The sequence below is a fragment of the Lamprobacter modestohalophilus genome, assembly GCF_016583905.1.
Classification (GTDB): Bacteria; Pseudomonadota; Gammaproteobacteria; order Chromatiales; family Chromatiaceae; genus Lamprobacter; species Lamprobacter modestohalophilus.
In genome coordinates this window covers 1-1,747 of sequence record NZ_NRRY01000144.1, presented here as the reverse complement: position 1 = coordinate 1,747, position 1,747 = coordinate 1, and the positions used below count along the sequence as shown (strand labels likewise).

Sequence of the window (1,747 nt, the reverse complement as noted above, 5' to 3'; positions counted from 1 at the left end):
CCCTCTACCGCCAGATCATCACCGCCGGCACCCACCCGGCCAGCAGCATCCGCGTCGCCGAGGCCGCCAAGGTCATCGAGAACACCCAGCGCGACCTCAACATCGCGCTCATGAACGAGCTGGCCCTACTGTTCGACAAGCTCGGCATCGACACCCTTGAGGTTTTGGAAGCCGCCGGCAGCAAATGGAACTTCCTCCCGTTTCGCCCCGGCCTGGTCGGCGGCCACTGCATCGGCGTCGATCCCTACTACCTCACCCACAAGGCGGTCACCATCGGCTACCACCCCGAGGTCATCCTCGCCGGGCGGCGCATCAACGACCGCATGGGCGCCCATGTCGCCGAGCGCGTGGTCAAGCTGATGCTTAAACAGGGCATCGACCTCAGCCACAGCCGCGTCCTGGTCCTGGGGCTGACCTTCAAGGAAAACTGCCCGGATCTGCGCAACACCCGCGTCATCGACATCATCGGCGCGCTCAAAGACTACAACCTCAGCGTCGACGGCTACGACCCCTGGGTCGACCGCAGCGAAGCCAAACAGGAACTCGGCATCGACTGCCTGCCCGAGCTGCCCAACGCCGGCACCTATGGCGCCATCATCCTCGCCGTGGCGCATCGTGAGTTCATCGAACTCGGCGCAGCGGCCATCCGCGCGCTTGGCGTACCTGGCGCCTCGATCCTCTATGACGTCAAATCAGTCCTGCCGGTCACCGATGTGGACGGGCGGCTCTGACTAGAAAACATGGAGGCCCGATGCCAGACCCGAGTCGATTGTGACCGCAAAATTCAACGTCTCCTGGGCTGATATCCTCGTTACTGCGGCTCTAAAAATCCCGAGCCCAAACGCATTTGCGGAAGCCTAGCTGATGATGCGAGCGACCATGGCCGTTCGACGAAGGAAGGCGTTGGTGTTACCTTCTGATACAGAGGGGTCATCCGCGTCGAACAGCATAGCAAGGACGTAAGTTGTATATCGCGGCACAATAAATTTGTTCCCGCACGCGTTAGACATGACGCTCTGTGAATAAAGGGCACTGCACTGCCTCCGACAACCAAAACCATGATCCCACGCTATTTCAGCGGCCAAATAAGTCCTGTATTTCGCGGCATGATGACGCTCGCAATGGGATCAGGTGCAGCGCGCCTGATCGGGGTCGCGTCAATTCCAATTCTAACGCGCATATATAGCCCCGAAGACTTCGGGGCGCTTGCGAGCTTCACTGTTTTGGTATCAATGATATCGCCGGTGCTGACGCTGCGCTACGTAGTGGCTCTCCCTCTTCCACGTCGTGACGGTATGGCCATGAACCTCATGGCGCTGTCAGCGTCGATCATGGGAATTATGGCCTTAATCGTCACCGTCGGACTATGGCTTCTCGCGCCCCTGCTCATGGGGCTACTGTCGATGGAAGTGTTGGTCCCTTACTGGTGGCTAATCGCGCTGGGGGTCACTGCTGCGGGCGTTTACGAACTGTTGTCAACTTGGGCCACCAGGAGAAAAGCATATATCACGATCGCTAAGACTGAAGTGCTACAGTCCCTTAGCGGTTCACTCTTGAAGATCGGCCTCGGCCTACTTGCTCTCAAGCCAATAGGGTTGCTAGTTGGTCAGGTCGTAGCGCGGCCTTGATCATCCCTTGGTCCACTGTTGCTAAGCCGCCACAAGCGTGAGGTAAGGCCGCTTCGCTGGTCGCGGTCGTCGTCGCGCCGGTCGGGCCGGCCAGGGCATGCGCTCAAGCACCTGCTCGA

Annotated in this window: 2 protein-coding genes; both read left to right on the top strand. The window is 59.5% G+C overall.

The window, feature by feature from the left end; translation table 11 throughout:
- Positions 1 to 731 (top strand): nucleotide sugar dehydrogenase (locus CKO42_RS26400; protein ID WP_200252495.1); only part of this gene is annotated, 731 nt, incomplete at its 5' end.
- Between the two features lie 327 nt (positions 732 to 1,058).
- Complete coding sequence (locus CKO42_RS26395) at positions 1,059 to 1,628, top strand: lipopolysaccharide biosynthesis protein (protein WP_200252477.1); 570 nt, start codon at positions 1,059 to 1,061, stop codon at positions 1,626 to 1,628.
- The last annotated feature ends 119 nt before the right edge of the window (positions 1,629 to 1,747 follow it).

Excerpts from the sequence above, each read along its gene's own strand:
- CKO42_RS26395 (WP_200252477.1), top strand. The coding sequence starts at position 1,059 with ATGATCCCACGCTATTTCAGCGGCCAAATAAGTCCTGTATTTCGCGGC.